This is a genomic window from Intrasporangium sp., from assembly GCF_051961875.1.
GTDB lineage: Bacteria > Actinomycetota > Actinomycetes > Actinomycetales > Dermatophilaceae > Intrasporangium_A.
Genome location: NZ_JBQCCV010000020.1, coordinates 1 through 24,277, shown reverse-complemented (window position 1 = coordinate 24,277; position 24,277 = coordinate 1). Strand labels below are relative to the sequence as shown.

The following is a 24,277-nucleotide window of genomic DNA, read 5'->3' as shown; positions in this document are numbered from 1 at the left end:
GCGGTAACACCGGTTTCGTCCAGCCGGGCCGTAGCCTCGTGGATGGCCCGGTGACGTACCGGAGGTATGCCGCTGGGCTCGGGCGCCAGCCCGACCTGCACTCCCGCTCACGTTAGGCCCGCTCGCATGATCCTCTTCGAGAACGTCACGAAGACCTACCCGAGGACGCAGCGGCCCGCCCTCGACGACGTGTCCCTCGAGATCCCGCGCGGCGAGTTCGTCTTCGTGGTCGGCCAGTCCGGCTCCGGCAAGTCGACGATGCTCCAGCTCGCCATGAAGGAGCAGGACGCGACGGACGGCCGCATCCTCATCGCCGGCCGCGACCTCGACCGGCTCCCGGAGCGCAAGGTGCCGGCGCTGCGCCGCGAGATCGGCTGCGTCTTCCAGGACTTCCGGCTGCTGCCCAACAAGACCGTCTACCAGAACGTCGCCTACGCGTTGCAGATCCTCGGCGCCTCCCGGTCCCGGATCCGTCAGACCGTCCCGGAGACCCTCGAGCTCGTCGGCCTCGCGGGCAAGGAGAAGCGCCTGCCGCACCAGCTCTCCGGCGGGGAGCAGCAGCGCGTCGCGATCGCCCGTGCCTTCGTCAACCGGCCGCCGATCCTGCTCGCCGACGAGCCGACCGGCAACCTCGACCCGGGCACGAGCCTCGACATCGTCCACCTGCTCCAGCGGATCAACCGGACCGGCACGACCGTCGTCATGGCGACGCATGACACGGCGACGGTGAACGCGATGAGGCGCCGCGTCATCGAGCTGCACAACGGCGTCATGGTGCGCGACCAGGAGGCCGGCGAGTACACCACCGGCAGCATCCCGAGGATCGCGGCCGGCGGCGGAGCCCGCGGTCAGGCGGAGCCGGCCCACTCGGCCCAGGCCGACGAGCCGGACGTCGACGAGTTCGACGAGTACGACGACCCTGACGGGCTGCCCCCGATCGGACGGGACGCCGATGCGCCGCGGCGTCGCCCCCGGCTCTTCGGCCGGGGCCGTCGCTCGCCCGTCAAGAGCCACTGAACGGGGGGACCATGAAGCTTCAGTTCCTGCTCGGCGAGATCGGCAACGGCCTGCGCCGCAACCTGTCCATGGCCGTCTCGGTCGTCATCGTCACGATGATCTCGATGTACCTGCTCGGTCTTGGCCTCATGGGCCAGCGCCAGGTCGACACCATGAAGGACTACTGGTACGACCGGGTCCAGGTGACGGTCCTGCTCTGCGCCGAGAAGACCCGCTACGCGAACTGTGCCGGCGAGCCGACCACGGACGCCCAGCGCACGACGATCAAGAACGAGCTCGAGGCCCTCCGGCCGACCGTCAAAGAGATCTTCTACGAGTCGCGCGACGACGCTTACTCCCGGTTCCAGCAGACCTACAAGAACTCGCCGCTGGCCCGGGCGGGGGAGTCGTACTTCGCCGACTCCTACCGCGTCAACCTCAACGACCCGAGCAAGTTCGACGTCGTCGCGAGCACCGTCAAGGGCATGCCCGGCGTGGCCGACGTGCAGGACCAGAAGAAGCTCCTGGAGAAGTTCTTCACCTTCATGAACACCGTGTCGTGGGCGGCCATCGCGCTCTCGTCGCTCATGGTGCTCGCCGCGATCATGCTCATCTCGACGACGATCCGTCAGACGGCCTTCAGCCGGCGCCGCGAGACGGGGATCATGCGGCTCGTCGGTGCCTCCAACTTCACGATCCGCTTCCCGTTCGTCATGGAGACGATCATCGCCAGCGTCTTCGGTGCCGGCCTCGCGGTCACCATGCTCTGGGCGACCGTGAGGTATGGGGTCACGGGCTTCCTCAGCGAGACGATGACCGACACCGCCTTCGTCGGGGTCACCGATGTGTGGGTCGTGGCGCCGTTCATCGTCGTCGGGGTGGCGGCGCTGGCATCGGTCACGTCATGGGTGACGCTCCGCCGCTACCTGCGCGTCTGAGCGGCGTCGGCCGCACCCGGCGGCGCCTGCTCGCCCCCTCCGAACGGTGAATTTTCACCCGCTGGCCTCCCTCGTCTGTCTGAAGGTGTGGTACCAATGAGACTTATGTGGCCAAAGTTGCGCGTTGGTGCGGTTCGTCCCGGGAGCCGCCTCACGGCGGTCGGCGTCACCCTCGCGTGCACGGTCTCGCTCGGGTCGGCCCTCGTCGCGCGGGCGGACGACGTCCAGGACCAGAAGCGGCAGGCGGACAAGCGCATCGCGGCGCTCGGGCAGCAGCTCGAAGGGACCAACGCCCGGCTCGCCTCGGCGTACGTCAACCTCGAGAAGACGAAGGCGGCCCTGCCCGGAGCGCAGCAGCGGCTCACCAACGCGCAGGCAACGGTCACCCGCGCCGAGGCGGCAAAGACGCAGGCCGAGGACACCGAGAGCCGGGCCCTGACCGCCGAGGCCGCCGCCCGTGCCCACAACGAGGAGGCGGCGCAGAAGCTCGCCGTCGCCCAGGCCAACGAGGCCCGCGCGAAGGAGCAGCTGACCAAGACCGAGTCCCAGCTGAGCTCGTCGCAGGACACGCTCGACGCGTATGCCGCGGACGTCTTCCAGGGTGGTGGCAGTGAGTCGCAGTTCGGGCTCGTCTTCGGGGCCGGCTCGCCCCAGGAGTTCGCCGACCGTCTCATCATGGCCGACACGGCGAGCAACGTCGCGAGTGACACCGTCGACCGCTTGGCGACCATGCACGCCGACAACGTCTCCACCCGCGCCTACCTCGCCTCGGTCCGTGCCGAGATCGCGCAGCTGAAGCAGGAGGCCGAGGTCGCCCTCCAGAACGCCGAGGCCGCGGCCGCTGCCGCGACCCAGGCGAAGGAACAGGCGATCGTCGCCAAGCAGAACGCCGAGACTGCGCGGACCAACGCCGAGACCGCCAAGTCGGAGCTCGACAAGCTCAAGGCGCAGCAGAGCGCCTACGCGAAGGACCTGCAGGCGCAGAAGGCGAGTGAGCAGGCCGACCTCGCCGCCGCCAAGGTCGAGTCGGCCCGGCTCAACGCGATCCTCGTCGAGCGCGCTCGGCAGGCCCGGCTCGCGGAGCAGAGGCGCCTGGCCAAGCTCGAGGCAGAGCGGCAGGCGAAGATCCGGGCCGAGCAGAAGAAGGCGGCGGACGCACGCAAGAAGGGCCAGAGCTACACCCCGAAGGTTCCGCCACCCGTCGTCGCGGACCCGACGCCGTCCAACTTCCTCAGCCGCCCCGCCATCGGCCCGACGACATCGGGCTTCGGAATGCGTTGGCACCCGGTGCTGCAGAAGTGGATGCTCCATGACGGTCTCGACTGGGGGATCGCGTGCGGCACGCCGGTCTACGCGGCCGCACCGGGCGACATCGTCCGGGCGGGTTGGCGCCCGAGCGGCTGGGGCAACCAGGTCGTCATCGACCACGGCATACACCGGGGCGTCGACCTCGTGACGACTTACAACCACCTCTCGAGCATCGTCAAGTGGGGCGGTCAAGTGAACCGCGGGCAGCTCATCGGCTACTCCGGCACCACCGGCTACTCGACCGGCTGCCACCTGCACTTCGGGGTCTACGAGGACGGCACCCCGGTCAACCCGAACAAGTGGCTCTGACCTTGCGCCGATTGCGGCCCCAGTCGTCGGTATGGCGCTGAGCCGGCCCCCATGGGGCCAGCGGGAACTCAGTCGCGCTCACCCCAGTCTCACCGGGTAGCGTTGACGCGCGAGCGCGGTCGGCGCGGGCGCGACACGACAGGAGGGACATCGCGGTGGCCAAGGAGAAGGGGCGCTCGCTCATCGCGAGCAACCGAAAGGCGCGCCACGACTACCACATCGAGGACACCTACGAGGCCGGCCTCGTCCTGTCCGGCACCGAGGTCAAGGCCCTGCGCATGGGCCGGTGCTCGCTCGTCGACGGCTTCGCGATGTTCTCGGGCGACGAGCTATACCTCGAGAACGTTCACATCCCCGAGTACCTCAACGGCACGTGGAACAACCACGCCCCCCGGCGTCGCCGCAAGCTGCTGCTGCACCGTCAGGAGCTGACCAAGATCGCGGGCAAGACGCGGGAGTCGGGTCGGACGATCGTTCCGTTGTCGATGTACTTCAAGGACGGCCGGGTCAAGGTCGAGATCGCGCTCGCCACCGGCAAGAAGGCCTACGACAAGCGGCACGCACTCCGCGAGCGGCAGGACCGGCGCGAGGCGGAGCGCGCCATGAGCGCGTCTCGACGGGCTGGCAGGTGAGCGCGATGGCGACGAGCGGCGCGATGGCAGACCGACCGGCTCGGGTCCGGATGCGGCGGAGAGTGCCCGCGCTGCTCGCGCTCCTGCTCGCCCTCGGCGGTCTTGTGTTCGGCCCGGCCGGCGCGGCCCGCGCGGCGGGCGAGGACGTGATGAAGTCGTTCGACGTCGTCTACGAGCTGCAGCGGGACGGCAGCGTCGGCGTCACCGAGACGATCCAGTGGCAGTTCCCCAGCGGCGAGCAGCGCCACGGCATCTTCCGCAACGTCGTCGTCCGGATGGGCTACAACAACGAGGAGGGGTAGTACCGCAACTTCGACCTCACGGATGTGTCGGTGTCGAGCCCGACCGGTGCTCCTTCCCAGTACCAGGTCAGCGAGAACGGCGCGGCGGACCAGATCCGGATCGGCAGCGCCGACGAGTGGACCAGCGGCACCCAGACCTACGTCGTGAAGTACACGCTCCACAACGTACTCAACCCGATCCAGCAGAACGACACGGTCGAGTTCTTCTACAACGTCTTCGGCGCCAACGAGAACACGCCGCGCGACCGCGTCTCGGTCACGGTCAGCGCGCCGGCCGCCTCGACCCGCGTGCTGTGCTACCGCGGCCCGACGGGGTCGACCACGCCGTGCCAGGGCACGGCGGGCGGACGCACTACGTTCGGCGCCGACAACCTCGCCGCGGGCGAGGCGATGACCGTCATCGCCGAGTATCCGGCGACGGCGTTCGACAACCCGCGGGCCGACGTGCGCACCGGTGGCGTCGACTCGGGTGTCGGCAGGCAGGCCGCACCCGCCGTCAATGTGGCCGCGTACGCGGCGGGGATCGGGGCACCGCTCATCGCCGCCGCGGTGATGGGCACCCTCTGGTGGACCCGCGGCCGGGACGAGCGCTACGCCGACCTCACCCCGGGCCTCAGCCCGGCCTTCGCGGGGGGCCCCGCGCAGGTCAGCGGGCCGGCCGGCGGCGTGGCCGCCGGTGGAGCCGTCGCGGGGCCGGCGCCGGCGACGATACGTGGGGGACGGCCCACCATCGCGGTGCAGTTCCAGCCGCCGAAGGGCGTGCAGCCCGGCATGGTGGGCACGATCATCGACGAGACGGCCAACCCGATCGACGTCTCCGCGACCGTCATCGACCTGGCCGTCCGCGGCTACATCCGCATCGAGGAGATCGAGGCGGAGAGCATGTTCAAGCGGACCGACTGGCGCATCACGCGGCTCACGCCGCCCGCCGACGACCGACTCCTGCCCTACGAGAGCGAGCTGCTGAGCGGGCTCTTCAGGGGTGGTCAGGACGAGGTCCTGCTCTCGGACCTGAAGAACACGTTCGCGCAGACCCTCAAGCGGATCCAGAGCCTGATGTACCGCGAGGTCGTGCAGCGCGGGTGGTTCCGCCAGTCACCGCAGACCCAGCGGTCCGTTTGGCAGGGCTTCGGCGTGGTCCTCGCCGTGGTAGGGGGGCTCGTCCTCTTCTATGGCCAGTCCGCCCTCGCCGCCATTCTCGGAGGTGGCTTCACCGGCGGTGTCGTCCTCGGCATCGGCCTCGTCCTCTCCGGTGTCATCGTGTTCCTCGTCGGCGGCCGGATGGCGGCGAAGACCCCCGAGGGCTCCACCGTCCTCGCGCAGTCACTGGGCTTCAAGGAGTACCTCGTCACCGCGGAGGCTGGGCAGATCGCCTTCGACGAGGCGTCCAACATCTTCAGCCGCTACCTGCCGTATGCCGTCGTCTTCGGCGTCGCGGACCGGTGGGCCAGGACGTTCGCCGATGTGGCACGCGCGGCCGAGGCGGCGAACCAACCGCTGGTCATGCCGACCTGGTACATCTGGAGCGGCAACGCCTTCCCCGACTTCACCAGCATCGCCAGCGGCGTCGACAGCTTCTCGACCACCTCGACGGGCACCTTCACGTCGACCCCGGGCTCGTCGGGGTCCTCCGGCTTCTCCGGCGGTGGCTTCAGCGGCGGCGGCGGTGGCGGCTCCTCGTCCGGATCGTGGTGAGGCGGACACCGCCGAGGGGTAGGACGAGGGCATGGCCGACACCGCCGACCTGCTCGCCCCCTACCGGCGCAAGCGCGACTTCACCCGGACTCCGGAGCCGTCCGGGGGAGCGGCGTCGCCCGGCGACGGTCGCCGCCGTTTCGTCGTGCAGCGGCACCGGGCGCGCCGACTCCATTACGACCTGAGGTTCGAGATCGACGGGGTCCTCGCCAGCTGGGCGGTGCCCAAGGGGCCGACGCTCGACCCCGACGCGAAGCGACTCGCGGTCCACGTCGAGGACCATCCCCTCGAGTACGAGTTCTTCGAAGGCGTCATCCCGAAGGGGGAGTACGGCGGGGGCGACGTCATCGTCTGGGACCGTGGCACCTGGGAGCCGGTCGGATCGACCGACCCGGCGGCCGCCGTCCGCGCGGGGGACTTCCACATCGAGATGTCCGGTGAGCGGCTCAAGGGCCGGTTCGCCCTCGTCCGACGCGGCGGCAGAGAACAGTCCGGGAAGGAGCAGTGGCTGCTGCTGCACAAGCACGACGCCTATGCCCAGGACGGGTGGGATGCCGAGGACTTCCACACGTCGGTCCTCACCGGCCGGACCAATGACGAGGTGAAGGCCGCGCCCGAACGGCTCTGGCGCTCGGACCTGCCCGCTGACCAGGCATCGGTGCCAGCAGGCGAGCCGCTGATCGAGGGCCCCTCCGAGGAGGCGCTCGCCGCCCTCGCCGACCTGGACCGCGAGGGGACGTGGGAGGTGTTCGGGCGCACGCTGAAGCTCACCAACCTCGACAAGGTCCTCTTCCCCGGCCGGGACGGGGAGGCACCGGTGACGAAGCGCGAGCTCGTCGCGTACGCCGCCCGGATCGCCCCGCTGCTCGTGCCGTACCTGCATGACCGGGCGCTCAACATGCACCGCTATCCGGACGGAGCCGAGGCGAAGGGCTTCTGGCACAAGGAAGTCCCGGACCATGCCCCGGAGTGGGTCACGCGCTGGCACAACCCGGAGGCCGACCGCGACGAGACCCAGAACTACGTCGTCGTCGACGAGGCGGCGACACTCGTCTGGGTCGCCGGCTTCGGCGCGCTCGAGTGGCACCCGTGGACGTCCCCGACGTCCGCTCCGAACGAACCGAGCTACGTCCTGTTCGACCTCGACCCGGGCGACCACACGACCTGGGATGAGCTGGTCGCCCTCGCCCGGCTGCACCGGACGGCCTTCGAGCATCTCGACCTGCGCGCCTACCCCAAGGTGACCGGTCGACGAGGCATCCAGATCTGGGTGCCGATCGCTCCCGGCCCCACCTTCGACGAGACCCGAGCCTGGGCCGAGCGGGTGTCCAAGACGGTCGGTGCGGTCATGCCCGACGTGGTCAGCTGGAAGTGGGTCAAGAGCGACCGCAAGGGTCGCGCCCGGCTCGACTACACGCAGAATGCCGTCAACAAGACGCTTGTCGCGCCGTACAGCCCGCGGCCCTCCGCGGGTGCGCCCGTGTCGGCCCCCATCCTCTGGGACGAGCTCGACGACCCGGACCTCCGGCCGGACCGCTGGACGATGCGCACCATCCTCGACCGGCTCGAGGAGCAGGGCGATCTCTTCCGGGGAGTGTTGGCCCGAGACCAGCACCTGCCAAGGCTCCGCTGACCGGGCGGGCCGCAACGCGCGGCCCAGGTGTGCGGCACATGGGAATTGCGTGGACCACCTTGGCGTTACTCAGGCATACTGTGATCTCGCAGCTTGACAAGTGCACAGCGTGATGTGGTCGCCCTCATGGGGGTGATCGGTTTCGACGGTGGTCGATTCGCCAGGGGAAGCGGGCCGAGGATGCAAGGTCATCTCGTCAACGCTCCTTGCAAACCAATAGGTGCCAACTCCAAGCGCACCGACTTCGCCCTCGCCGCCTGAGCGAGCCTCGAAGTCCGTCAGCCTGAGCTAGTTTCCGACTCAGTGTCTGGCGTCAGCTAGGAAACTTGCTGCGTCGTCATGTTGGGGGACGGCGCGGGACTCTTACTCAACTGGGCCTGTCAGGGAACGTGTGCGCGCGAGCCCTGGGGCCGAGAAAATCCATAGCGCACTGCGCCCGGAGAAGCCCTGGTCTCTCGTCATCGGACGCGGGTTCAATTCCCGCCACCTCCACCACTCGTGGTGGCCACGTCACGCTGTGCACTGCTGCGCAAAGGGCGCCCGGTTCTCACCGGGCGCCCTCTTTTGCGTCGTGTGGAGCACGTCGTCGACGTCCTCAGGACCTGGACAGGTGCACGCATCCCTCGCTCGCGCGTATCACCGCACGAGCTGTGTCGGCCGGTCAGGCCGTCGCGCCGCCCTGCTGGGCCTCCTGCGCGAGCTGCTCCTTGATGGGGGCCATGTCGAGGTCCTTGACCTGCTTGATGACGTCCTGGAGCGCGGACTGGGGGAGCGCGCCGGGCTGGGCGAAGACGAGCACGCCCTCCTTGAACGCCATGAGCGTCGGGATCGAGGTGATGTTCGCCGCGCCGGCCAGTGCCTGCTCGGCCTCGGTGTCCACCTTGCCGAAGACGATCCCGTCGTTCGCCTCGTCGGTCGAGGCGGCGTCATACACGGGGGCGAACTGCCGACACGGGCCGCACCAGGAGGCCCAGAAGTCGACGAGCACGATCTCGTTGTCGAGAACGGTCTTCTCGAAGGTCTGTGCGGTCAGGTCTGTCGTTGCCATGTCTGTCCCAACGGATCGGTTCTCGGGGGTATTCCGATGCGTGCGTCTTCCGGACACCGCTCAGGCCAGTACCCACCGGATCGTCACCGACGCGTGGAGCTCCAGATCCCCGCCCTCGATCGGCATCCCGCCCATCGTGTCCAGGGCCGCCATTGCCATCCGTGGCATGGCGACCGGCATCGCCCCAGTCTCCACCACCTCGCGCACTCGGCCCAGCTCGGAGCCGGATAGCGCGGCATACTGCTCCGCCTTGGCGAGGGCCTCGGCGAAGGCGGCGTCCCGCGCGCGCCGCAGGCCCTCCGAGCGGTCGGCCACGTCGAGACGGACGGCATCCACGAGCAAGGCGTTGCCGACACCCGAGGCCGCGGACTCCAGGATGGTCCCGACGAGCTCGAGATCACGCACCGTCACTCCCAGACGCTGCTCCGCGGTGAACCCCACCGGGGAGCCGGAGTTGTCGTAGCGCTGGTGCACGTTGGTGTCGATGGTGCGGATGTCGTTCTCGGCGACCCCGTGCTCGCGCAGCACGGTGCCGACGACGCGAACCTGGGCCGCTGCCCCCGACAGCGCCGCTGCCACCTCAGCCGCCTCGTGGCCGACCCGGAGGTCGAGCCGTACGACGTCGGGCGAGACCGAGGCGGTGCCCGACCCTGTCATCGTGACGCTGGGTTCGTCCATGGCGCTCCTCGGCTGTGTGGCTCGCTCTCTTCGCACCGTACCTAGACTGGGCCCGCTGTGCCGAGACTTCACCCGGGGAAGCAGGGCGGACGTCGTCGGCCTCGTCGGGTCGGCCCCGTCCGGCCGGCGTTCCTCGTGTTCGGACCACGGCGTGAGCACTGGTACAGTTGACCCTCGGTCCGCCCGCGATCGACGATGCCTCGGCATCGACTTGGCGGACATCACACCGGACGGCGCAGCTGCCGCCGGTCCACGGGGCACCGAACGATGTGCCTGAGGCTCGTCTTGCATGGTCGTGAACTCACGGCTCGAGACGTGTCTGCTCGAGTTGAAATGAGTTGAATACGCATGCCCAAGAAGTCTGTCTCCGACGCTGCCAAGAAGGCCCGCTGGACGCCGGCGCAGAAGAAGGCTGCCCGCACGGCAGCCACGATCTCCGCTGACGCCCGCAACAAGAAGCCGCACCGCACCGCCGGAACTTCCTCTGCACCGAGCCGACCGGCCCGGACGTCGCGCTTCGAGGGGGATGACCGCCGTTCCTTCGACCGCCGTGACGACCGTGGTGGGGACCGGTTCGAGCGTCGCGACGACCGCCGTTCCTTTGCCCGCCGTGACGACCGTGGTGGCGACCGGTTCGACCGCGGCGGTGACCGCCGTCCGTTCGAGCGTCGTGACGACCGTGGTTCGTTCGAGCGTCGGGATGACCGGGGTGGCGACCGCCGCGCCTTCGACCGCGGCGGCGACCGCCGTTCCTTCGACCGTCGGGATGACCGGGGTGACCGGTTCGAGCGCGGGGGCGACCGCCGTCCGTTCGAGCGTCGTGACGACCGCCGTCCGTTCGACCGTCGCGACGACCGCCGTCCGTTCGACCGTCGTGACGACCGTCGTTCGTTCGAGCGTCGGGATGACCGCGGCGGCGACCGCCCCTCCTTCGAGCGTCGTGACGACCGTGGTGGCGACCGGTTCGAGCGTCGCGACGACCGTCGTTCGTTCGAGCGTCGTGACGACCGCGGTGACGGGTTCGAGCGTCGTGACCACCGCCGTTCGTACGACCGCCGCGATGACCGCGGGAACCGGTTCGACCGTCGTGACGACCGTCGTTCCTGGGAGCGTCGTGACGACCACCGCGACCGCTTCGACCGTCGTGACGACCAGGTCCACGACGCGGAGGCGGAGCGCCTCGAGGCCGACACCTGGACCAAGGCCAGCCGCACTCCCGTGAGCGACGGCCCGGTCGAGGTCACGGCGGACAACGGCTTCGCTGCCCTGGGCCTGCCCGAGCGGCTCGTCGAGCGGCTCGCCCGGGAGGGCATTACCGAGCCCTTCCCGATCCAGAGCGCGGCCATCCCGGACGCCCTCGCCGGCCGCGACGTCCTCGGACGCGGGCAGACCGGATCCGGCAAGACCCTTGCCTTCGGGCTCCCGACGATCACGCGCCTCCTCGAGGCGGGCACCGACCGCAACACGCGGCGCCCCCGGGCCCTCGTGCTCGTGCCGACCCGTGAGCTCGCGATGCAGGTCTCGGACGCCCTCGAGCCCCTCATCCACGTCACCGGCCTGCGGCACAAGCTCGTCGCCGGCGGCCTCAGCTACACCACCCAGATCAACGCCCTGAACAAGGGCGTCGACCTGCTCGTCGCGACCCCCGGGCGCCTCAACGACCTCTTGGAGCGCGGCGCCGTCGAGCTCGACGAGGTCGCCGTCGCCATCGTCGACGAGGCCGACCACATGGCGGAGATGGGCTTCCTCCCCGAGATCACGACGATCCTCGACAGGGTCCCGGCCGGTGGCCAGCGCCTCCTCTTCTCCGCAACGCTCGACCACGGCATCGACGGGCTCGTCGAGCGCTACCTCACCGACCCGGTCGTCCACTCGACGGACGACGCCACGGCCTCGGTCGAGACGATGGAGCACCACGCGCTCCTCATCGACCCGGTCCACAAGAAGGCCATCACCGCCGAGGTCGCCAACCGGCCCGGCCGCACGGTGGTCTTCTGCCGGACCAAGCTCGGTGCCGACCGCGTCGCCCGGCAGCTGCGCGAGGAGGGCGTGATGGCGGCGGCCCTCCACGGAGGCCTGACGCAGGGCGCCCGCAACCGGGTCCTCGGCGCCTTCCGCACGGGCACCCTCCCGGTGCTCGTCGCGACCGATGTCGCGGCACGCGGCATCCACGTCGACGACGTGTCGCTGGTCCTGCAGGCCGACCCGCCGGCCGACCACAAGGACTACCTGCACCGCGCCGGTCGCACGGCTCGTGCGGGGGAGCGCGGCACGGTCGTCACGCTCGTCCTGCCGCACCAGCGCAGGACCGTGGAGCGCCAGCTCGCCGAGGCCGGCGTCGAGACCGAATTGGTCAAGACGCGTCCCGGTGACGAGCTGATCGCCCAGACCGGTGCGACCCAGCCCAGCGGCATACCGGTCCCGGAGGCCGACTTCGCGCGCCTGCTCGAGGGCCCGAAGAAGCACGCCCACCCGCATGGGGCCCGCGGTCCGCGCCAGCACCGGCCGAACCGTCCGCACCGTGGCAACCGGCGCGGGGACCGGGAGCAGCCCCTCGTCGGGCGGTGGGGCGACGATCGCAGGAGCTGACCGAGACGGCCGGGCGGTGTGGAAGTCTTGGACCGTGAGTTCGAGCTTTCACACCGGCCGGCTGATCGTGGCCACGCCGTCCGTCGAGGGCGACGTGTTCCGCAGGTCGGTGATCCTCATGCTCCACCACGACGAGAGCGGCGCGCAGGGCGTCGTGCTCAACAAGCCGCTCGCGGCGCCCGTCGACTCGGTGTTGCCCGGCTGGCAACGCGTCGTCACCGCCCCACCCGTGCTCTTCCAGGGCGGACCGGTCTCCACGTCCTCGGCGCTCGGCATCGTGACGGTTCCCGGTGACGAGCCGGAACCTCTTGGCGTGCAACGGCTCTTCGGCTCCATCGGGCTGGTCGACCTCGACGTGCCGACCCCGGTCGTCGCGGCCGAGCTCGCCGGGATGCGGATCTTCGCCGGCTACTCCGGCTGGTCGGAGGGGCAGCTCGAGATGGAGATCCGCCGTGGTGACTGGTACGTCGTCGAGTCGGAGGTGCGGGACGCCTTCACGTCCGAGCCTGACGGGCTCTGGCGCGGCGTCCTGCGCCGGCAGCGCGACAGCCTCGCCTTCGTCGCCAACTTCCCCGACGACCCCTCGATGAACTGATGTATGCCGCCCACCCCGGTTCCGGGGATCGCCGACCCGCCGCTCGGGTGGCCTTCGTCGACTCCGGCGTCGGCCTGGTCGCCTACGCCGACGCCCTCCTGACCCTCCGGCCGGACCTCGACCTCGTCCTGTCGATGGACCCGGACCACATGCCGTACGGGCCCCGCACACCCGAGCAGGTGCGGCACCTCATCCTGGAGACGGCCCGCGCGACGCTGCCCTACGACCCGGCCGCGATCGTCGTCGCATGCAACACCGCGTCCGTCCACGGACTCGAGGCGCTGCGCGCGGAGCTCGAGCCGGAGGTCCCCGTCATCGGGACGGTCCCCGCGATCCGGCCCGCCGCCCTGACCGGGGGGCCCGTGGCCGTCTGGGCGACCCTGGCCACCTCGGAGAGCGACTACCTGCGGGGCCTCGTCGACGCCTTTGCCGCCGACATCGAGACGCACCCAGTGGCAGCCCTGGGGCTCGCGGAGGCGATCGAGGCGGCGGACGACGACGCCGTGCGGGTCAGTATCGAGGCGGCCGCGCGCGCGACACCGCCCGTCAAGGCACTGGTGCTCGGGTGCACCCACTACGGGCTCGTCGCGGACCAGATCGCCGATGCCGTCGGTGGCGTCGCCATCTTCGACTCGCCGGTAGCCGTCGCGCGACAGACCCTGCGCAGGCTCGACCTCCAGGCCGACCCGGAAGCCTCCGGTGGGGGCGTCGAGGCGGTGTTGTCGTCGGGTCGCCGGGGGAGGCTGCCCGGCGCCATGCTGGCCTACCCGGCGGGCCGGCGTCTCAGCGCGTCCTGCCTCCTGTCGAGCGAGGACGAACTGTCCATGCGAACGCTGAGGGAGGACGCCGAGGTCTCCGAGGGGGCCGTCTAGACTCGGGGAATGACCGAGTCGCCCCTTGGCATGCCGCCCGACCCCTTCGAGACCGAGCCGATGCCGCATCGCGCCGGCACTGCGACCATCGAGCGCGAGGAGGTCCGCGAGGAGCTTCAGGAGCCCGGTGACCACGAACGCTTCTCGCACTATGTGCGCAAGGAGAAGATCCTCGAGAGCGCCCTCACCGGCGAGCCCGTGGTGGCGCTGTGCGGCAAGATCTGGATCCCCAACCGCGACCCGCAGAAGTTCCCGGTCTGCCCCGTCTGCAAGGAGATCTACGACGGCCTCCGCGACCCGCAGGACGGCGGCGGGGACGACGAGTCCTGAGGACACGAGCGAGGAACGAGCGAGGCCCGGAGGGACTCAGGCGTCACCGCCCGTGGGGCCGCGGGGACGACGAGTCCTGAGGCGCAATCCATAGCACGCGGTCGAGGCCCCGTCCGGCAGGACGGGGCCTCGGCATGTCACTGTCCGGAAGGTATTACGGTGGGGGGCCTATGAGTTCTGGGGCCGCCTTCCACCTGCCACCCGCCTTCCCGGAGCGGGCCGCGTGGGGTACCGCCAGCAAGCTGCGGGCCTGGCAGCAGGAGGCGCTCGACCGCTATCTCTCAGCCTCCCCGCGAGACTTCCTCGCGGTCGCGACCCCGGGCGCCGGCAAGACGACATACGCCCTGCGTGTGGCGACCGAGCTGCTCACGCGCGGTGTCGTCCAGCGCGTCACCGTCGTCGCCCCGACCGAGCACCTCAAGACGCAGTGGGCAGACGCCGCCGCACGGGTGGGCATCAGCCTCGACCCGAAGTTCAGCAACTCCATCGGCCGGCACAGCGAGGACTACCACGGCGTCGCGGTCACCTACGCGCAGGTCGCCTCGCGCCCGAGCCTGCACCGCGAGCTGACGACGACGCGCCCGACCCTCGTGATCCTCGACGAGATCCACCACGGTGGCGACGCCAAGAGCTGGGGCGACGCCATCCGTGAGGCGTTCGAGCCGGCTACCCGGCGGCTGGCCCTGACCGGCACGCCGTTCCGCTCGGACAGCTCGCCGATCCCGTTCGTGCGCTACGAGCTCGACGCCGAGGGCACGCTGGTCAGCTCAAGCGACTACGCCTACGGCTACGCCGAGGCGCTGCGCGACGGCGTCGTGCGCCCCGTGCTCTTCATGGCCTACGGCGGCACGATGCGCTGGCGCACGAAGATGGGCGACGAGATCTCGGCGAGCCTCGGGGAGCCGATGACGAAGGACGCCATCGCCCAGGCCTGGCGCACCGCCCTCGACCCGAAGGGTGAGTGGATGGCATCCGTGCTCGCCGCCGCCGACAAACGCCTCACCGAGGTGCGTCGCGGGGTGGAGGACGCGGGCGGGCTGGTCATCGCCTCCAACCAGACCCAGGCACGTTCTTACGCCGCTCAGCTCCGCGCGCTGACAGGCGAGGCTCCCACCGTGGTGCTGTCCGACGACGCCGGCGCCTCACAGCGCATCGAAGAGTTCTCGGCCGGCACCTCCCGGTGGATGGTCGCCGTCCGGATGGTCTCCGAGGGCGTCGACGTGCCGCGCCTCGCGGTCGGGGTCTATGCGACATCGACGTCGACACCCCTCTTCTTCGCGCAGGCCGTGGGCCGGTTCGTCCGCGCGCGACGCCGGGGGGAGACGGCCTCGGTCTTCCTGCCGTCAGTGCCGGTCATCCTTGACCACGCCGCCCGGCTCGAGGAGCAGCGCGACCACGCCCTGAACCGCACGCCGGACCCTGAGGACGTCGCGGCGATGTGGGCCGAGGAGCAGTCCCTCATCGACGAGGCGAACCGCGAGGCGAAGGCGGTCGGGCTCGAGGAGGGGGCCTTCGAGGCGCTCGAGTCCGAGGCGCACTTCGACCACGTCCTGTTCGACAAGCAGCAGTGGGGGATGCACGCCGACGTCGGCTCCGAGGACGAGCAGGAGTACCTCGGCCTGCCGGGCCTGCTCGAGCCGGACCAGGTCGCGTCGCTCCTAAGGGAGCGGCAGAGCAAGCAGTCGAGGCGGGCGCCGAAGGACGCGACCCCGGCACCGATTGCGACGCACCGGGCGCTGGCCGCGCAGCGCAAGGAGCTCAACAAGCTCGTGGCCGCCTATGCCCGACAGAAGGGCTACCCCCACGCCAACGTCCACATGGACCTGCGGCGTGCCTGCGGGGGACCGGACCTTGCCGCGGCAAGCTCCGAGCAGGTGACCGAGCGGATCGAGAAGATCCGCAACTGGCTCGTCGGCCGCCGCTGACCGCAGTACCTTCGGCAGATGAACCGGCGGCGTATCAGGGGCGGCCGGAGCGTCTCTGAGGCGATATGCCTCGCACCCCCTCCACCTCCGCGACGCTCGGTCGGCTCCTCACAGTGGCCCGGTCGCTGCCCCTGACCATCACCGCCGTCGCCACCATCACGGCCATCGGCGTGGTCACCGGTGCTCTCACCTCCGAGGTCACGGCCGACCGGTTGAGCGGCTCCCTCGGCTACGGGCTGCCCGCCTTCGCCGACGGCCGCTGGTGGACCCTCCTGTCCGGTGCGCTCCTCGCCGTCAGCCCTTGGGGCTACCTGCCGGTTCTCGTCGCCCTCGCCGTCCTCGGCGGCATCGCCGAGCGGCGCCTCGGGACCAGGCCCGCCCTCGCCGCCATGGTTGCCTGCCACGTCGGCGGGATCGTCGGGGCGGCAGCCTTCGTCGCGCTGGCCGAGGTCGTCGGCTGGGACCGGTTCGCCCGCCTCGCCGACCTGACCGACGCCGGTCCCTCGGCCGGCTTCATCGGGGCAGCCACCGTCGCCACCGCGGCCTTCACGCCCAAGTGGCGGTTCCGCTGGCGCCTCGGGCTCGTCACCTACGTCATCGCCTCCGTCGTCCTCCTGGGCGGCCTCGCCGACCTCGAGCACGCGCTCGCAGTCCTCATCGGCCTGGCCCTCGTCCCGGTTCTCAGGCGGCACCAGCGGGGTCCGCGCCAGGAGCCCACGTGGCCCGCCGACCCACCGGCGGGACGCGACGAGTGGGAGGAGCGCACCACCGCGGCCGCCTTGCTGCGCCGGCACGGCTCACCGAGCCGCCTCGGGTGGATGACGACGTGGCGGGGCAACGAGTGGTTCCGCCTGCCCCACCTGCCCGGGTACGTCGCGCACCGCCGGCACGCGGGCGTGGCGCTGGCCCTCGGAGATCCCATCGGGCGTTCGCCACGCGAGCGCGCGGAGATCCTCGACGCGTATGCCGCCCACTGCTGTGGCGCCGGCCTCGTCCCGTGCGTCTTCGCGGCGGGGGAGGAGACCCGCCTCGCCGCCCAGCGCCTCGGCTGGAAGGCGATCCGCGTCGCCGAGGAGGCCGTCATCGAGCTGCCCGGTCTCGCCTTCCGTGGCAAGGCATGGCAGGACGTGCGGACGGCTCTCAACCACGCTGCGCGCCAAGGCATCTCCTTCCGCCTGTGCCGGCTCGTCGACGAGCCTGAGAACATCCGCGTCCAGGTGGAGGCGATCTCGGCCGCGTGGGTCGCCGGCAAGGCACTGCCCGAGCTCGGCTTCACCCTCGGCGGGATGGCGGAGGCGCTCGACCCGTCCGTCCGGGTCGGCATCGCGGTCGACGAGTCGGGCCGGGTCCACGGCTTCACGTCGTGGCTCCCGGTCCACCGGGCCGGAGACGGCGCGGTGAGCGGGTGGACCCTCGACGTCATGCGTCGAGGTCAGCAGGCCTTCCGTGGGGTCATGGAGTTCCTCGTCGCGAGCGCCTGCCTGGCCTTCGGGGCCGAGGGCGCACAGACCGTCTCACTGTCAGCCTCCCCGCTGGCACGCTCCGGCGACGCCGTCTGCGGCCGAATCGACGCGTGGCTCGACCGGCTCGGCGCGGTCCTCGAGCCGTGCTACGGGTTCCGCTCGCTCCACGCCTTCAAGTCGAAGTTCCAGCCGCGCTACGAGCCGCTCCACCTGCTCTACCCCTCCACCCTGGCGCTGCCCCGCATCGCCGCGGCCCTCACGGCGGCCTACCTGCCCGGTGTCGGCCTCGGTGAGTTGACCCGACTTGCCCGGAATGGGCACCTCACCGCGAATCAGGTTGAGCGGCATACCTCTTCATTGGTGGCGGCGTAAAGATCTCGTCACATCATTGGCCCCACACGGACAGATCTGGAGGGCTAAGGTCAGGCGCACCGGTCACGACCGTGGCCTGAGAAGCGAAGGACCCTCCATGACCAATGCGATCCTCGGGTCGAGCACGACCCGTCGCCAACTCCTCACCATGGCCGCCGTCGGGGGCGCCGGTCTGTTCACCGTCACGGGTGCCCCGGGTGCCCGCGCCGCCGGGCAGGGTGCCGGCACGAGCGGCAAGAGCGTGCTGCTCACCGTCCTCGGGACAACCGACCTGCACGGGAACGTCTACAACTGGGACTACTTCAAGGACGCCAAGTACACCGACAAGAGCGGCAACGAGATCGGCATCGCCAAGGCCGCGACCCTCATCAAGGCCGTCCGCGCCGAGCGCGGGGCGGACTCCTGCATCACGCTCGACGCCGGCGACACGATCCAGGGCACCCCGCTCGCGTACTACTACGCGAAGATCGACCCGATCACCAAGGGCTCGAAGCACCCCATGGCGGTCGCGATGAACCTCGTCGGCTACGACGCGGCGGCACTCGGCAACCACGAGTACAACTACGGGCTCGACACGCTGCGCACGTGGGAGAGCCAGCTCAACTTCCCGCTCCTGTCGGCCAACTCCGTCGACTGGAACAGCGGCGAGCCGGTCTTCAAGCCCTACATCATCAAGACCGTCAAGGTGCCCGGTGAGAAGCCGATCAAGGTCGGCATCCTGGGGCTCGTCACCCCCGGCGTTGCCATCTGGGACAAGGCCAACGTCGAGGGCCGGGTCAAGTTCCCGGGCATCGTCGAGCAGGCGAAGGTCTTCGTCCCGCGGCTCAAGGCCGCCGGTGCGGACCTGGTCGTCGTGTCGGTCCACTCGGGCATGGACACCTCGTCCTCGTACGGTGACGCGCTGCCCTACCCGGAGAACGCCGCGAGCCTCCTGGCCGAGCAGGTCCCGGGCATCGACGCGATTCTTGTCGGGCACGCCCACAAGGAGATTCCGCAGCGGTTCGTCACGAACACGCAGACCGGCAAGAAGGTGCTCCTCTCGGAGCCCTACTACTGGGGCATGCGGGTGACGGTCATGGATCTCGAGATCCAGAAGGTCCGGGGCCAGTGGCAGCTCGTCGACTCCCGCGCGACCCTGCTCAACTCGAACACCGCGCCCGAGGACGCGCAGATCGCGTCGGTCATCCGTGGGGCGCACGAGACGGTCCGGGGTTACGTCAACAGCGTCGTCGGCACCTGTCTCGCCGAGATGCCTGCGGCGACGTCCTGCTGGGAGGACACCGCGGCCATCGACTTCATCAACCATGTCCAGGCCGACGCGGTGCAGCAGGCGCTCGCCGGGACCCCGGACGGGGACAAGGCGGTCCTGTCCATCGCGGCCCCGTTCAACCGGGGTGCGGTCATCCCGAAGGGCCCGATGACGGTGAAGGACGTCGCCGGACTCTACATCTACGACAACACGCTGCTCGCCATCGTCCTCACCGGCGCCCAGATCAAGGACTACCTCGAGAAGAGCGCGGTGTACTTCAAGCAGGTGAGCGGTCCCGGTCCGTTCCCGTCCGGTGACGTGACGAACGCCGTGACGCCCGAGGCGCCGGGTGGGACACCCGACTACAACTACGACGTCATGGGCGGGCTCAAGAACGAGCTGTCCTATGACATCGACATCTCGCGGCCCGTGGGTTCCCGGATCAGCAACCTGCGCTACCTCGGTGACCCGATCGAGACGGGGCGTCAGTTCGTCATCGCCATCAACAACTACCGGCAGTCCGGTGGTGGCGGCTTCCCGCATGTCACCGCGGCGCCCGTCGTCTACAACCGTCAGGTCGAGATCCGACAGCTGCTCATCGACTACGTGACGGCCAAGGGCTCGATCGACCCGAAGGACTTCGCGTCCGTCGACTGGCGGCTGCTCAGCGGAGGCAACCCGATCAGCGTCATCCCCTGATCGACAGGCGACTTCCGATCGCTGGGCCAGCTCACGCCATCCGTATGGCGTGAGCTGGCCTTTTCCGTGCAAGGTTTTCAACGCGCGGACCGAGCGGTGTTCCCCTAGGCTCCGAACACCTGTCATGCGGCAGGTCGCGCACGGGTTCCCTTGCCCGGCGTGCGAATTCACGAACCGTCCTGCACAGGAGCAGGACAGAGGAGTTGATATGCCGCATCTCCGATCCCGGATCCTCTTGGGGGCTGCAGTCGCCGCCGCCACGGCCATGGCGCCAGCCGTGTCCGCCTACGCCCAAGCGGACACGGACGCCACGGACGTCACGATCGCCCAGCGGGCCGATGACCGTCCGGACGAGCAGAGCGAGGCTCAACGTGCCCTGACGGAACAAGCCGTCGCCAAGGTGATCAACGGCGAGGCCACCCCGGTGAGCAAGGGTGGCGGCAAGTCCGTCCAGGTCTCGCCCGGCCAGTGGGCGCAGTACGGCCTGCAGTCCTCCGACAACATCCTGACCTTCCTCGTCGACTTCGGCGACAAGATCGACCCACGCTTCCCGAACGCGCCCGCGGGCCCGGTGCACAACGCCATCCCGAAGCCGGACCGCTCTGCAGACAACACGACCTACTGGGTCGATGACTTCAACCGTGACCACTACCAGGACATGTTCTTCGGTGCCGGCGAGTCGATGGCGAACGTCTACAGCGAGATGTCCAGCGGGCGCTACACGGTGCGCGGCGACACCTCCGACTGGGTCAAGGTGCCGTACAACGAGGCGAGCTACGGCCAGACCGAGAGCCAGGCCGACATGACCCGCTTCATCCAGGACGCCGCCGATGCCTGGTTCGCCCAGCAGAAGGCGAGCGGCAAGACGGACGCGGAGATCAAGGAGTACCTTCAGCAGTTCGACCAGTGGGACCGCTACGACTACGACCACGACGGCAACTTCAACGAGCCGGACGGCTACATCGACCACTTCCAGGCGGTCCACGCCGGCGAGGGCGAGGAGGCCGGCGCCCCGGAGTGGGCGATCTGGTCTCACCGCTGGTCCGTGGGCCAGCGCGCGGCCGGCGGGCCGGGCTACAACCGCAACGGTGGCGTCCAGATCGGGAACACCGGCTTCTGGATCCGTGACTACACGACGGAGCCCGAGAACGGCGGCCTCGGCGTGTTCGCCCACGAGTTCGGCCACGACCTCGGCCTGCCGGACCTCTATGACACCGGCGGCGGCGAGAACGGCACCGGCTTCTGGACCCTCATGAGCTCCGGCTCCTGGCTCGGCCACGGCCAGGACGCGATCGGGACGACGCCGAACCACATGGGCGCGTGGGAGAAGCTGCAGCTCGGCTGGCTCGACTACACCACGGTCGCGCACGACGAGAAGGCCACCCTGATGCTCGGCCCGTCGGCACACGCCACGAAGAAGGATCAGGCCCTCGTCGTCACCCTGCCGAAGGACGCCAACGGCAAGGACCGGTTCTACATCGCCGAGAACCGGCAGTACACCGGGTACGACGCGACCCTGCGCCCCGGACCGTACAACTTCGGCTGGAGCCAGACGAGGCCCGACTGGGTGGAGCACTACCCCTACCAGGACGGTCTGCTCGTCAGCTACTGGAACACGGCCGTGTCGAACAACAACACGAAGTCGCATCCCGGAACCGGACGGATCCTGCCGGTCGACGCCCGACCCACCGCTCTCAGGTGGAGCGACGGCGAAGTGGCCCGCAACCGGATCCAGAGCTTCGACTCGACCTTCGGGGTCGACCCGACCGACCCGGTCTCCCTCCACCGGGAGACACCGGCCGGCCTGACGACCCTGGACGTCCCGGCCCAGGCGCCGGTCTCCGTCTTCGACGACAGCGATCCGGAGCGCTACTACGACCGCGCCAACCCCATGGGTAGCGTCAAGGTCGCCGGGGTCGGCGTCACGATCAAGGTCGTTCAGTCCAACACCACCGGGAAGATGACCGTGAAGGTCAACTGACCGCGACCCTTCGTCGGCCCGGGCATCGCGTCGCGATGCCCGGGCCATCTGGCCCGCGTGGCGCGCTGGACGGCATACGATTCCGTGCGCCACACATGGCAGAGTTGGACCCATGAGCGAACAGCCGTCCGGGTGGTACGACGACCCCACCGATCCCGATCTCCTGCGGTACTGGGACGGGGTGACCTGGACGACCCACACGGCTCCGAAGAAGTCACCCACGGTCTCCCAGTCGACGATCGGGATGCCGCCGCAGACGCAGCAGCCGACGGCGCCGATGCCGTCGGGCAGCGGGTGGCACGACCGGCCGGCCCAGGGCGGCCCGGGCTACGGCCAGGGTGGGCAGTACCCCTACGGCCAGCAGGCACCGCAGTACCCGTACCAGCAGGCGCCCCAGTACCCGCAGGCGCCGGGCACGGGCTGGATGCACAGCGGGCCCACGACGATCGACGGCGTGCCGCTGGCCCCCTGGGGCCGACGCTTCGCGGCCTGGATCATCGACGGCATCTTCATCGCGGTCATCTCGGGCGTCCTGATCAACCTGTTCGTCCCGAGCTACTCCAAGATGATCGACGACGTCACGCGCGCGATCGAGGGCAACAACGCCCAGGCGATGAACACCATCATCGGCGAGAGCGTCGGCACCGTGTTCCTCGTCGGCCTGCTCTCCTACCTCATCGCGAGCATCTACGCGATGGCGTTCTGGGTCACCACGGCGCAGACGATCGGCAAGATGGCGTTGCGGATCAGCGTCCGCCGTGCCGACCGTCCCGGCCCGCTCGACATGGGCACCGCCGTCCGTCGCCGCCTGCTCCAGCTGCTCTCGATCATCCCCGGCGTGAGTGGGCTCTACTCGATCGTGATGCTGCTCGACGGGCTGTGGCCCCTCTGGGACGAGAAGCGCCAGACCCTCCACGACAAGATCGCGAGCACGCAGGTGGTCCTCGGCAAGCAGCCTCGCCTGCCTCGCTGACCGGCCCCTTCATCGCCTTTCCTCGAACGGTCCGCTCGGGGTCGGGCTGCTCGGTATACCGCCCAGCTCGACCAAGAGGGGACCGTTCGCGTTGGTGGGTCCGGCGGTCTCAGCGAGCGAGGCCGAGCGCTGCGAGCTCGTCGATCGGCTCGAGCACTCCGCAGCAGGCGTAGGACGTGAAGCGCGCCCGCAAGCGGTCCACCTCGTCGGTGGTCAGCGCGGCGAGCCGCTCGACCAGCGGCTCCGATCGGGTCTGCCGGAGGATCTCGGCGAGGTCCGGGGCGTCCGCCCCCTCGAGGCCCTCGTGCGTCGCGAGCAGCACGTTGACGACGCCGTGCATGGGGCGGCCCTTGTACTCGCCCCGGATGGCGTGGTGCAGCCCGCCGGTCAGCTTGAACGGCAGGCCGCGCTCGATGGCGCCGGCCAGGAAACCGGCCAGCGTCTCCTCGTCGGGCCACGGCCACGCCGGCGTCGGGCCGGTCCGGAACTTGGTGATCACGTGCGCGGCCTCGTCCACCGCGGCCGCGATCTCGTCCAGGCCGTGCCGCTGCTCGTCTCCGAGGCGCACCTCGACGACCAGGGGGAGTTCGAGGCCGAGGGCCTGTCGCCAGTCGGGGTTCCAGCCGACCTCTCCGCCTGTGAGGTGGACCCGCGGTTCGTCGCGCAACAGGTCGACCGCGTCGAAGAGCGGCTCCATCGGGCTGTCGGGGCGCACGATGAGCCCCACGTCGATCGGGCTGTCAACGGCGCGCTCGTCCTTCGCCGCGACGTTGGCCAGCTCGCCGGCGGCAGTCGCCGGCACGAGCAGAGGGCCGATGCAGGCCGCGTACGGATCGTGCCGACGGCCGAGGTACTCGTCCACCGCGACGTCGAGCGTGGCGAGTCCCGGCGGGAACACCGCGGCGTCGTCGACGAGACCGGCGAGGAGTGCGGACACGTGCGGCGGTGCGGGGCTGGACATGACAGGAGGCTACTCCGGCCCGTGAGAAGGCTGTGGATGGCCGGATCGTCTCGAGGTGCGGTTCTGGCATGCTCGTGAGAGCGTTTGATGCAGTTGTTTGCGCCTAGGACAGGGGAGCCGATGGTAGCGACTCACAGGACGTTTCCGTATGCCGCAGTGCTGGCTGCCGCTCTGGCGCTGGGGGCCTGCTCGGGCGCCGATCCTGCCCCCGGGGAGACGCTGCAGGCCTCCACGGTGACGACGAACTCGTCCAGTGCGCCCAGCCCGACGAGCGGCACGTCGTCGACGAGTGCCTCACCGACGAAGACCGAAGACCCGGTGCTCGCGAAGATTCCCAAGAAAGCGCGAGCCGAGACCAAAGAAGCTGCGGTTGCATTTGCCGCGTACTACCTGAAGCAGCTTGATGTCGCCTCGAGGCAGGGGGATCCGTCCGCACTCACGGGACTGACGTTGGATACCTGCAAAATGTGCGAGAACTTTTTCGCATCTGTCAGCTCTCTGAAGGAGAAGGGGCAGCACCACGAGGGGACAACGCTGAAGGTGCGGCGCAGCGACTCGCTCCGTTTTACTGCCAACGAGCGAACGGTGCTGCTCGATGTGCAGTTGTTCTCCGTCCCCATCGTCAATGATTCTGGGGTAGTTGTGGGAAAGACTGAGGCTGACTCTGGTTCCTTTGTTGCCACCCTCAAGTTCGACAGGCGGTGGTTCATCGAACGACTGCAGGTGGTG

Annotated in this window: 20 protein-coding genes, 1 other RNA gene and 1 pseudogene; 18 read left to right on the top strand and 4 right to left on the bottom strand. The window is 69.8% G+C overall.

Annotated elements, in window-relative coordinates:
* The first annotated feature begins 126 nt into the window (after positions 1-126).
* From ftsE to ssrA, 8 genes and pseudogenes are all read left to right on the top strand, one after another.
* Positions 127-1,017, top strand: a complete 891-nt coding sequence (gene ftsE, locus ACTHJJ_RS01275) for a cell division ATP-binding protein FtsE (protein ID WP_440301128.1) — start codon at positions 127-129, stop codon at positions 1,015-1,017.
* An 11-nt stretch (positions 1,018-1,028) separates the two neighbouring features.
* The gene (ftsX, locus tag ACTHJJ_RS01270) at positions 1,029-1,934 is read left to right on the top strand and encodes a permease-like cell division protein FtsX (protein ID WP_440301127.1); all 906 of its coding nucleotides are present in this window, start codon (positions 1,029-1,031) and stop codon (positions 1,932-1,934) included.
* A 117-nt stretch (positions 1,935-2,051) separates the two neighbouring features.
* Positions 2,052-3,551, top strand: a complete 1,500-nt coding sequence (locus ACTHJJ_RS01265) for a peptidoglycan DD-metalloendopeptidase family protein (protein WP_440301126.1) — start codon at positions 2,052-2,054, stop codon at positions 3,549-3,551.
* A 155-nt stretch (positions 3,552-3,706) separates the two neighbouring features.
* Entirely contained in the window at positions 3,707-4,183 is a 477-nt protein-coding gene (gene smpB, locus ACTHJJ_RS01260; RefSeq protein ID WP_440301125.1) for an SsrA-binding protein SmpB, read from the top strand.
* A gap of 5 nt (positions 4,184-4,188) precedes the next feature.
* A pseudogene (locus ACTHJJ_RS01255) lies at positions 4,189-4,875 on the top strand (DUF2207 domain-containing protein); the annotation flags it as partial.
* Positions 4,876-6,180 carry a DUF2207 domain-containing protein gene (locus ACTHJJ_RS01250; RefSeq protein ID WP_440301150.1) on the top strand — a complete coding sequence of 435 codons (1,305 nt, stop codon included), beginning with the start codon at positions 4,876-4,878 and terminating at the stop codon, positions 6,178-6,180. It abuts the pseudogene before it with no gap.
* 31 nt (positions 6,181-6,211) lie between these two features.
* Complete coding sequence (ligD, locus tag ACTHJJ_RS01245) at positions 6,212-7,813, top strand: non-homologous end-joining DNA ligase (protein ID WP_440301124.1); 1,602 nt, start codon at positions 6,212-6,214, stop codon at positions 7,811-7,813.
* 128 nt (positions 7,814-7,941) lie between these two features.
* Positions 7,942-8,308, top strand: a transfer-messenger RNA (tmRNA) gene (ssrA, locus tag ACTHJJ_RS01240).
* 166 nt (positions 8,309-8,474) lie between these two features.
* Here the strand turns inward: ssrA and trxA are convergent.
* Entirely contained in the window at positions 8,475-8,861 is a 387-nt protein-coding gene (gene trxA, locus ACTHJJ_RS01235) for a thioredoxin (protein WP_440301123.1), read from the bottom strand.
* A gap of 60 nt (positions 8,862-8,921) precedes the next feature.
* Positions 8,922-9,539: an SIMPL domain-containing protein gene (locus ACTHJJ_RS01230; RefSeq protein ID WP_440301122.1), complete on the bottom strand. Its 618-nt coding sequence runs from the start codon at positions 9,537-9,539 to the stop codon at positions 8,922-8,924.
* Between the two features lie 348 nt (positions 9,540-9,887).
* Between ACTHJJ_RS01230 and ACTHJJ_RS01225 the strand changes: the two genes are divergently transcribed.
* The 9 genes from ACTHJJ_RS01225 to ACTHJJ_RS01185 all read left to right on the top strand — a co-directional run bounded on the left by ACTHJJ_RS01225 (position 9,888) and on the right by ACTHJJ_RS01185 (position 22,587).
* The gene (locus ACTHJJ_RS01225; protein ID WP_440301121.1) at positions 9,888-12,128 is read left to right on the top strand and encodes a DEAD/DEAH box helicase; all 2,241 of its coding nucleotides are present in this window, start codon (positions 9,888-9,890) and stop codon (positions 12,126-12,128) included.
* 34 nt (positions 12,129-12,162) lie between these two features.
* Positions 12,163-12,723, top strand: coding sequence for a YqgE/AlgH family protein (locus tag ACTHJJ_RS01220; RefSeq protein WP_440301120.1), 561 nt, complete (start codon positions 12,163-12,165; stop codon positions 12,721-12,723).
* Positions 12,723-13,595 carry a glutamate racemase gene (locus ACTHJJ_RS01215; protein WP_440301119.1) on the top strand — a complete coding sequence of 291 codons (873 nt, stop codon included), beginning with the start codon at positions 12,723-12,725 and terminating at the stop codon, positions 13,593-13,595. The genes ACTHJJ_RS01220 and ACTHJJ_RS01215 overlap by 1 nt, the downstream gene beginning before the upstream one ends.
* A 9-nt stretch (positions 13,596-13,604) precedes the next feature.
* Positions 13,605-13,925, top strand: coding sequence for a DUF3039 domain-containing protein (locus tag ACTHJJ_RS01210; RefSeq protein ID WP_440301118.1), 321 nt, complete (start codon positions 13,605-13,607; stop codon positions 13,923-13,925).
* Between the two features lie 170 nt (positions 13,926-14,095).
* Positions 14,096-15,850 carry a DEAD/DEAH box helicase gene (locus ACTHJJ_RS01205; RefSeq protein ID WP_440301117.1) on the top strand — a complete coding sequence of 585 codons (1,755 nt, stop codon included), beginning with the start codon at positions 14,096-14,098 and terminating at the stop codon, positions 15,848-15,850.
* A gap of 65 nt (positions 15,851-15,915) precedes the next feature.
* On the top strand, positions 15,916-17,685 hold the full coding sequence (locus ACTHJJ_RS01200) for a bifunctional lysylphosphatidylglycerol flippase/synthetase MprF (protein WP_440301116.1): 1,770 nt from the start codon (positions 15,916-15,918) through the stop codon (positions 17,683-17,685).
* Positions 17,686-17,782: 97 nt separating this feature from the next.
* On the top strand, positions 17,783-19,633 hold the full coding sequence (locus ACTHJJ_RS01195; RefSeq protein ID WP_440301115.1) for a bifunctional metallophosphatase/5'-nucleotidase: 1,851 nt from the start codon (positions 17,783-17,785) through the stop codon (positions 19,631-19,633).
* Positions 19,634-19,841: 208 nt separating this feature from the next.
* Positions 19,842-21,614, top strand: coding sequence for an immune inhibitor A domain-containing protein (locus ACTHJJ_RS01190; RefSeq protein ID WP_440301114.1), 1,773 nt, complete (start codon positions 19,842-19,844; stop codon positions 21,612-21,614).
* A 112-nt stretch (positions 21,615-21,726) separates the two neighbouring features.
* Positions 21,727-22,587, top strand: coding sequence for an RDD family protein (locus ACTHJJ_RS01185; RefSeq protein WP_440301113.1), 861 nt, complete (start codon positions 21,727-21,729; stop codon positions 22,585-22,587).
* 109 nt (positions 22,588-22,696) lie between these two features.
* On the opposite strand, the gene ACTHJJ_RS01180 is transcribed toward ACTHJJ_RS01185, so the two are convergent.
* Positions 22,697-23,548 carry a hypothetical protein gene (locus ACTHJJ_RS01180; protein ID WP_440301112.1) on the bottom strand — a complete coding sequence of 284 codons (852 nt, stop codon included), beginning with the start codon at positions 23,546-23,548 and terminating at the stop codon, positions 22,697-22,699.
* 131 nt (positions 23,549-23,679) lie between these two features.
* Positions 23,680-23,886 carry a hypothetical protein gene (locus ACTHJJ_RS01175; protein ID WP_440301111.1) on the bottom strand — a complete coding sequence of 69 codons (207 nt, stop codon included), beginning with the start codon at positions 23,884-23,886 and terminating at the stop codon, positions 23,680-23,682.
* Here ACTHJJ_RS01175 and ACTHJJ_RS01170 point away from each other — a divergent pair.
* The coding region (locus tag ACTHJJ_RS01170) for a DUF6318 family protein (protein ID WP_440301110.1) at positions 23,867-24,277 on the top strand (411 nt) is incomplete at its 3' end. The two genes, ACTHJJ_RS01175 and ACTHJJ_RS01170, sit on opposite strands and share 20 nt — an antisense overlap.

Coding starts and splice junctions, on each gene's coding strand:
- ligD (WP_440301124.1), top strand. CDS start 6,212: ATGGCCGACACCGCCGACCTGCTCGCCCCCTACCGGCGCAAGCGCGAC.
- ftsX (WP_440301127.1), top strand. CDS start 1,029: ATGAAGCTTCAGTTCCTGCTCGGCGAGATCGGCAACGGCCTGCGCCGC.
- ACTHJJ_RS01180 (WP_440301112.1), bottom strand. CDS start 23,548: ATGTCCAGCCCCGCACCGCCGCACGTGTCCGCACTCCTCGCCGGTCTC.
- trxA (WP_440301123.1), bottom strand. CDS start 8,861: ATGGCAACGACAGACCTGACCGCACAGACCTTCGAGAAGACCGTTCTC.
- ACTHJJ_RS01225 (WP_440301121.1), top strand. CDS start 9,888: ATGCCCAAGAAGTCTGTCTCCGACGCTGCCAAGAAGGCCCGCTGGACG.
- ACTHJJ_RS01205 (WP_440301117.1), top strand. CDS start 14,096: ATGAGTTCTGGGGCCGCCTTCCACCTGCCACCCGCCTTCCCGGAGCGG.
- ACTHJJ_RS01195 (WP_440301115.1), top strand. CDS start 17,783: ATGACCAATGCGATCCTCGGGTCGAGCACGACCCGTCGCCAACTCCTC.
- ACTHJJ_RS01200 (WP_440301116.1), top strand. CDS start 15,916: ATGCCTCGCACCCCCTCCACCTCCGCGACGCTCGGTCGGCTCCTCACA.
- ACTHJJ_RS01210 (WP_440301118.1), top strand. CDS start 13,605: ATGACCGAGTCGCCCCTTGGCATGCCGCCCGACCCCTTCGAGACCGAG.
- ACTHJJ_RS01215 (WP_440301119.1), top strand. CDS start 12,723: ATGTATGCCGCCCACCCCGGTTCCGGGGATCGCCGACCCGCCGCTCGG.
- ACTHJJ_RS01230 (WP_440301122.1), bottom strand. CDS start 9,539: ATGGACGAACCCAGCGTCACGATGACAGGGTCGGGCACCGCCTCGGTC.
- ACTHJJ_RS01250 (WP_440301150.1), top strand. CDS start 4,876: ATGACCGTCATCGCCGAGTATCCGGCGACGGCGTTCGACAACCCGCGG.
- ACTHJJ_RS01185 (WP_440301113.1), top strand. CDS start 21,727: ATGAGCGAACAGCCGTCCGGGTGGTACGACGACCCCACCGATCCCGAT.
- ACTHJJ_RS01190 (WP_440301114.1), top strand. CDS start 19,842: ATGCCGCATCTCCGATCCCGGATCCTCTTGGGGGCTGCAGTCGCCGCC.
- ftsE (WP_440301128.1), top strand. CDS start 127: ATGATCCTCTTCGAGAACGTCACGAAGACCTACCCGAGGACGCAGCGG.